The sequence below is a fragment of the Microcystis sp. M113S1 genome (assembly GCF_020246945.1).
Taxonomy (GTDB): domain Bacteria; phylum Cyanobacteriota; class Cyanobacteriia; order Cyanobacteriales; family Microcystaceae; genus Microcystis.
Genome location: NZ_JADBSA010000211.1, coordinates 1 through 7,299, shown reverse-complemented (window position 1 = coordinate 7,299; position 7,299 = coordinate 1). Strand labels below are relative to the sequence as shown.

Annotated in this window: 7 protein-coding genes; 3 read left to right on the top strand and 4 right to left on the bottom strand. The window is 42.3% G+C overall.

All coding sequences use genetic code 11. The features are described from left to right. Positions 1 to 543 precede the first annotated feature (543 nt). Together IM319_RS10740 and IM319_RS10735 are read left to right on the top strand one after the other, a co-directional pair. Positions 544 to 2,136 carry an ArnT family glycosyltransferase gene (locus IM319_RS10740; RefSeq protein ID WP_287735576.1) on the top strand — a complete coding sequence of 531 codons (1,593 nt, stop codon included), beginning with the start codon at positions 544 to 546 and terminating at the stop codon, positions 2,134 to 2,136. Positions 2,137 to 2,208: 72 nt separating this feature from the next. After that, positions 2,209 to 2,673: a DNA phosphorothioation-associated protein 4 gene (locus IM319_RS10735; protein ID WP_002760679.1), complete on the top strand. Its 465-nt coding sequence runs from the start codon at positions 2,209 to 2,211 to the stop codon at positions 2,671 to 2,673. A 235-nt stretch (positions 2,674 to 2,908) separates the two neighbouring features. Here the strand turns inward: IM319_RS10735 and IM319_RS10730 are convergent, their stop codons facing one another. The 4 genes from IM319_RS10730 to IM319_RS10715 all read right to left on the bottom strand — a co-directional run bounded on the left by IM319_RS10730 (position 2,909) and on the right by IM319_RS10715 (position 5,950). Beyond that, the gene (locus IM319_RS10730; RefSeq protein WP_287735575.1) at positions 2,909 to 4,249 is read right to left on the bottom strand and encodes a Rieske 2Fe-2S domain-containing protein; all 1,341 of its coding nucleotides are present in this window, start codon (positions 4,247 to 4,249) and stop codon (positions 2,909 to 2,911) included. Positions 4,250 to 4,374: 125 nt separating this feature from the next. Then, a complete protein-coding gene (locus IM319_RS10725) occupies positions 4,375 to 5,004 on the bottom strand; it encodes a DUF1361 domain-containing protein (RefSeq protein WP_287735574.1) in 630 nt (209 codons plus the stop codon). Positions 5,005 to 5,007: 3 nt separating this feature from the next. Then, positions 5,008 to 5,424 (bottom strand): acyl-CoA thioesterase, encoded by a 417-nt coding sequence (locus IM319_RS10720; RefSeq protein WP_287735573.1) that lies wholly within the window; start codon positions 5,422 to 5,424, stop codon positions 5,008 to 5,010. Between the two features lie 7 nt (positions 5,425 to 5,431). After that, positions 5,432 to 5,950, bottom strand: a complete 519-nt coding sequence (locus IM319_RS10715) for a cofactor assembly of complex C subunit B (RefSeq protein ID WP_286824561.1) — start codon at positions 5,948 to 5,950, stop codon at positions 5,432 to 5,434. A gap of 134 nt (positions 5,951 to 6,084) precedes the next feature. On the opposite strand from IM319_RS10715, the gene IM319_RS10710 reads away from it, so the two are divergent. Next, the gene (locus tag IM319_RS10710; protein ID WP_286824562.1) at positions 6,085 to 6,990 is read left to right on the top strand and encodes a metal ABC transporter permease; all 906 of its coding nucleotides are present in this window, start codon (positions 6,085 to 6,087) and stop codon (positions 6,988 to 6,990) included. Positions 6,991 to 7,299 lie beyond the last annotated feature (309 nt).

The window sequence follows — 7,299 nt, the reverse complement described above, 5'->3', positions numbered from 1 at the left end:
TTTGTCAATCAAAAAGTACCAGGCATGGGAGTGATCAGGGGGAAAATTCAGGTACTTTTTCCCTGAAAATTAGGTAGTTGACCACCTGAAAATCGGTAAAACCCATCCCCCATCCCCCATCCCCCAACCCCCAACCCCCATCCCCCACCGAAAAACTTTTTCAGCAGACCCTAATTACAAACACTTACTTAACATCACTTTTATCGAAAAAATTGGGTCGAAAACTTCGCCTTAAGGCGAAAAGTTTTGGGAGCGGGGCATAAATCCCCGTTACAAAAACTGCCTCCTGCCCTCTCCTCCTGCCTTCGTTATCTAAGTTTACCGTTACCTGTTCCCTTAATCTTACTTTCAGATCGCAAATCAGCAACGACTAGGGAGAGTTTGCTGATAGCCAAGGGCTAAAAGATGACAGAGTTGGTGATATAGTAAATAAAGATCACACTTAAATCTAACCTTGCCATAGATGCACAAATCTCGAATCTGGCAACCTCAAAAATCTCCCGTCTCTAACATCAGTTTTAGCGATGAAATGAGGTAAGAATTTTGACCAAAATACTTAGCGATCGCATTGCCGTTTATCTGCTCATCGGTGGACTCCTGTTTAGAATAATCATCGCCTTGGGGCTTTATCCCGGTTACGATGAAGCCTATTATTATGTTTACAGCCATAATCTAGATTGGAGTTATTTCGATCATCCGCCAATAGTAGCGATTTCCACGGGTTTTGGGACTTGGATCACGGGATTAGTCAATCAATTTACGATTCGCTTCGGTACTCTCCTCCTCTATACTGGCAGCCTCTGCTTGCTATATCTGACCGCTTTAAAATTGTTCAGTCTGCCGGTCGCCAGAATGACTTTAGCGATCGCCACTCTTATCCCCATCTATGGGATCGTCTTCGGGATTCTTTCGCAGCCAGATAGTCCTTTAATCTTTTTTTGGTCATTAACAGTCTATTTAGCTGCCCAAGAATTCTGGCCAATTCGGGAAAAAAACTATCATCCTAGCTATCGTCTCGCTTATATTGGACTTGCCGTAGGATTGGCGGTTTTAAGTAAATATCACGGCTTTATTTTGGGCTTTGGTTTAGTTTTATTTTGTCTGACCACTCCCCGCTATTGGCCTGTATTTAGATCTCCCTGGTTGGGATTAGGATTTATTCTCTTTTTGATAACTTTATTGCCGATTATTTACTGGAATATTAACCATAATTGGATTTCCTTTCGCTTTCATTTAGAAGACCGTTTTTCTGGAGAACCGAAAACCTTTAATATTCTCGGTATTCTCTCGGTTGTTGGCATTAGTATCGCCACGATGTTTCCACCTTTCGGTCTGCCGATGTGGTGGGTGACATTTAAAAGCTTTGCCGAACAAATTCCTAACTTTATCTCGAAAAAAAGATTTTTTCATCGAGAAGAAGAATCACTAAAAAAATGGTTAATTCTCTCGGTTTCTCTGCCTTTAATCCTGGGAATGCTTTATGTGGGTGCTTCCCATTATCTCGCCCCTAGTTGGATTTTACCCGGGTTCTGGTCCTGCACAATTTTATTAGGAGAAAAGGCCAATACTTGGCAGCAATCTTCTCGAATCTGGGTAAAAAGATGGTTATGGGGGTCAGGAATTTTTATCGTTACTGTTTTATCTATAGCAATGCTTCACGTTACTTTTGGCACTTTCCAAAAACCTAGTCAATACGCAATTTTTGGGGGAATTATTGCCCCAGAACAGGACCCTTCTCGGGAAATTGTCGATATCGATCAACTGCGCCAAGGCTTTGCTAATTCTCCCGAATTATTAGCACTCTTAAAAGATTCCAGCTTCGTTTTTACCCATAATTTTTATGTGACCGCATGGCTAGATATGGCCCTTTATCCCCTAGTTCCTATTCCCGTCACCTGTTTTAACAACGATCAAAGGGGTTATCAAATTTGGTTTAATCCTCAAGAATGGATCGGTAAAAATGGTTTATTAATTACTACGAATAGTTCTCTAGAAAGACCGGAAATAATCGATCGCTACCGTCCCTATTTCCAAGATATAACTAAAGTAGCTGTCATTCCGATCAAGCGCGGTGGTGTCGCCATCGAACAATTTCATGTTTACCAAGCTAAAGGACTAATTAAAACTTATCCTTAAAGCAGTTATCATTTATTAGCGGGTTCCTATCTCCTGAATTTTGTAACCTTTTTTACTTTTTACTTGATAAATATGTCCATTCATCGAGTGCGTATTGCTAGAGATAAAGGGGAATTTGTCCAGTCCTTAGTTAATTTTAATCAGGGAATTGGACCTTTTCAAACCTATGCTGATGTCATCGCTTTTGCGGCGGCTTTAGGGGTAAAATATCAGGAGAGGGTGGCGATAGAAAATGTAGCGAAGGAACCCTCACCTATTAACCTAGAAATTTTTATTTCTCGTGGCTACGATACCCTAATCAAATTATTGGCAGTCAATGAATTCCAAGACACGAAAATTCTTTCTCCCCACGGGGTAGATTCGGAAGCTTTGCGAGTGACAATTTTCGAGGAATATGCCAACGCTGGTTTAGCAAGATTAGAACGAGAATTGCGCGGTGCGGTGGATTATACTGAAAGATTATTGTTAATTATCAGTCAAGAACGTTTTCGAGAAATTACTGCCACAACGGAATTCGATTTAGGCAGATTTTTGTAGTAGAAATCTTAGTTAGGGTATGCTGAAAAAGTTTTTCGGTGGTGGTAGGGTGTGGGGTGTGGGGTGTGGGGTGTGGGGTTTTACCCGTTTTCAGAGGGTCAACTACCTAATTTTCGGGGAAAAAGTACCTGAATTTTCCCCCCGATCACCCCAATGGCTGGCACTTTTTGAGGGGAAAAAAGTCTAAAAGTCTTATCCAACAAGGTTTTTAGATTTATTCAGCAAACCCTACTTATTAGTGTAGTTTGGTATGCGCTTTTTTCTCAAAGGTGCGTTCAAATTTTGTGCGGGTGTAATTGGCAGCGATCGCTATTGCTAAAGCCAAAATTGCGAAAATAAGAGCAGTAATTTGATAGATAGACTGATTTGGGGATAAAATTGCCAGTAAAGCTAATAATATCCCCATTAAAATCGCGATTTGTTTAGTTTTTACCATTTTTTCATGAGCAGTGCTACAGGTGCGACAGTGGACAGTGTGACGAGAATAGCGATCGAGGGGTAAAGGATCGGATAAATCGATCGCCGTTGTCCGCTGGCTGGTGTAGCCTTGATAGTAGGGGAAAGAGTCCCCATAGCGATCGAACCATTGACGTAACTCAATCACCAAGGCATCGGAACTTTTTAAGGGTAAGTATAATTTTTGTAAACTATCTCTTGACTTTTCCACCATTTGCTGCTGACTTTGAATTAAAGGTAGATCATCTTCGAGGATGCGACTTTGACGCAGATGTTCCAACCAGCGCCAACGGTATTGACGGGAGTTAACGGCAAAATTTTGGTAACGTCGCATCAGTAAGCGAGAACGACCTTGACCGAGAGAAATCCCGTATAAAGCCAATCCAGCATACCAATCGGGATTAGGCAGAGAAAAACGATAATGAACGAGATTAGGGGCCAGAAAATCCAGATATTTCCAGCTTTCCTGCGGATTGCGGCTATTGCGCCACTGACTGCGAATTCCCCGCGCCGAGATTTCGAGGATTTGGAAGGCTAAAGGTTGAGCATTTTCCCGTTTTGCCCCGAATTCGCTGCGATCATGGCTAATATTAACATGGGCGGGATCGAGGAGATTTTCGAGTAAATAGCCCTGTTCGTAGGGAAAATCGATGACATAATCGGTATGGACACAATTGGGGTCTTCTAGGTCTTTGATGATAGGAATATCGCTTTCTTTCGCTGTTTCCTGTTCTCCTAACCAAACCCAGAGGACTCCCTGACGTTCCACCACCCTATAGGATTTAACCTTGGCATTGCGAGGAATCGGGGTATTGACTGGCAGTTGGGGAATATGGGAACATTTTCCATCCGTCTCGAACTGCCAACCATGGTACAAACATTCTAAACGCCCAGCGATCATCTGTCCTGTGGAGAGTTTAGCCAAGCGATGGGGACAGCGATCGAGCAAACAGCCCCATTTTCCCTGCTGATCGCGAAATATTAGCAATGGTTGCCCATAAAGAGAGAAAGAGTAGGGATTTTTTTGCCAATCCTGCACGAATAACACAGGATACCAACAATTTTGGTAGTGAAAACAGTCATCCCTAGGGAGGGGTTGAGATTGATCAGCGCTCGTCATGGCGATGAGAGAGAAAAAATATTGATCATCATCATATATCGGTGTGGCAAATTGATCTCTGTCTTCCTGCTATCTTTTAATTAATCCGAAAGAGACTAGGAGAGGGTGGAAATTCCCGATAGGCGTTAATTGTAGCCAAAAAATCGATTGTAAAGCCTTTTATTGATTTCGTATAGTAGCCAAATAATTAAAAAACAGACAGCGATGAATATCAAAGGTTTTTGAGTCAGTAAATTCTGCAAACTCCAGAATATTTGCTGCGGTTGAGTGACTAGATACCAACTATTCAGTCGGAGAAACCGTCCTAAATAGATACCGATCGCACTTAAAAAATGGAGAATTATTTCTAGGGGTAAAACTGCTGAATTTAGCTGACTTTGCTGACAATAACTTTTTAAATTAAGTAAGGAGAGAACGTATAGCTGAAAGCCCATAAAAATAAAGAAGCTATACTGGGGGATTAAAACTAAAAAAATTAAACTTTTGGCGTAATCCTGCTGAAGATAGGCGATTAAATGAATGCTGTCGGTGAGAATATAGGGAGCATTGGGTAAAAAAAGCAGGAAAACTAAGAGACTTAACCACCAGAGTAGGGAACGATCGAGGGCGATCCGAAATAGCCAAAAGCTAAGGATAAAGGGGATAAAAGCCAGAAAAGAATTCCAGATAATCCTCCCGGTGCTAAGGTTAAATAATTGCCAAGCATTGTGCCACCAATCCCTAGTTAAAATTATCGTTAAATCTGCCCAAATCATCCCTTAAATACCAGTCTCCTCTAGGGTTGATAAATATCTTAACCAATTTTTTAAAGATTCCGGGAAAGGGATTCTTTGTCTAGCGGTGGGAGCGATGCAGACATGGCGAGTTTTCGCTTTTGCGACCATGATTTCAGCCAAATAAATTTTATACTGCAATTCAAACTCGTTTTCGCTCAGGGATCGGGCAGTGAAATCAATCTGTATGAGATCGCCACAAAAAAGAGGCCGAAAAAACTGGATTTCCGCTTGAGTAATCGGTAGGGCAACCGGAGAATCTTTCAAAAAATCCTTGATATTGATGCCAAATTGTGCTAAAGAAAACTCGTAGGCTTGATGACAGATCGAGAGAAGATGGGCAAAGTAAACCACACCGGCCGCATCGGTATCGGCCAGATAAATTAGGCGCTCGTAGGACATAAAAAGCTTATTGTCTTTCTAGAAAGGTTAAACTATCTTGTAGTTGTCTTAACTCGTCCCGATGGGCTTTTACAGTTAATTCCGTTTGCTGAGATTTGCTTTCTACTTTAAAAGCCACTTCTTCTAAACGGCCGACTTTTTGCCAATAGAAAACCCCCGCGAGGGGAGATAAACCCACAAGAGCAAAAATATAGGGATTAGTATCGGGAAATAACAGCGATAACACCAGCGATAAGCAAAATAAACCCAAGGCCGCCAAAATTGTCAAAAATATCGCTAGAAAGGGGCTAGGCGGCACAAAACCCTGTAATCTGACAATATTCTGTTCTGGTTCGATCGCCTTGACTTGATAGGAACGTCGGTCAAAATAATCTCGCAGTTGTTCTAATAGTTGGTCGTCACTGGTACTGGTAAGATAGACACGCTGTTCGATACGCTCTTTGACGGAACCGCGAATAAAAAAGAATAATCCCACCATGAGCAGGAGAGTCAGAAAAAAAGTTGAGGAAAGAACGGGGGTATCCATGGCGGCGGTTAGGAGCGAAAAAACTTACAATTAATCCTAATTATCCTAACCTATCTTCTCCCCCGATCAGAAGATAGACCCTAGGAGCAAAACCTCGATCGAGAATCAGAAAAATTTCACCCCAAGGCAGATTCATGGGCAACAATCTATTAACAGGATTAATCGAACCCTTACAGTATAGTTTCATGCAGAGATCCCTAATTGAAGCTATCATCGTCGGGATCATTTGTGCGGTGGTGGGAACCTACCTGATGGTACAACGTTTGGCCCTCTTGGGCGATGCCATCAGTCACTCGGTCTTACCCGGATTAGCGATCGCTTTTATTGGTAATTTTAATCTGCTACTGGGTGCTTTACTAGCCTCAATGGTCAGTACCCTACTGATTAACTTGATCCGTAATCGTTCCCCAATCAAAGAAGATGCGGCCATGGGTATCGTTTTCTCGGCTTTTTTTGCCCTTGGCATCACCCTGATCACTCTCATCCAAAAAAACAACAAAATTGACCTTAATCACTTTCTCTTCGGCAATATTCTGGGTGTTACTGCTGCCGACATCCGCGATACCCTAATTCTTGCCGTTATCGTTTTGTTAACCGTTTTGCTCCTGTATAAAGAACTATTATTCTACACTTTCGACAAAATCGGGGCGCAAGCGGCGGGTTTACCAGTAAATTTATTAGATTTAGGCTTAATGCTCCTGATTGGTCTGACAATCGTTGCTAGTCTCCAAGCAGTGGGAGTAATCCTCGTTTTGTCCCTTTTGATTACCCCCGCGGCCACTGCTTATCTTTTAGTTACCCGTCTCCATCAAGTCATGGGTTTAGGTGTGGGTGTGGGGATTATTTCTAGTATCAGTGGGATGTATTTAAGTTATTACTGGAATTTACCCTCTGGACCGGCGATCGTGCTTGTCGCTTTTACCCTATTTATGTTGGCCTTTTTATTCAGTCCCCGTCAGGGAATTTTCACTCATCCCTCTAGTCTAGGTGGTCAACTTTCTATCTGGGGAGAGATGAAAAATTTGTTGAGACGACGTTAGTTTGCAGCAGAAGGTTGGGTTTTTGGCAAGTGATCAAAAAAAGCCGACGACTGACGACTAAAAAACTGATAACTGCTATAAGTAGTCGGACAAAATTAATTTCCTAGTCGAGACGGGAGACAGCAGAGGATGCCCTCTCCAGTTATACTTCATCTTTATGAGAAACGCCTTAAGTAGGGTCTGCTGAAAAAGTTTTTCGGTGGGGGTTGGGGGTTGGGGGATGGGGGATGGGGGATGGGGGATGGGTTTTACCGATTTTCAGGTGGTCAACTACCTAATTTTCAGGGAAAAAGTACCTGAATTTTCCCC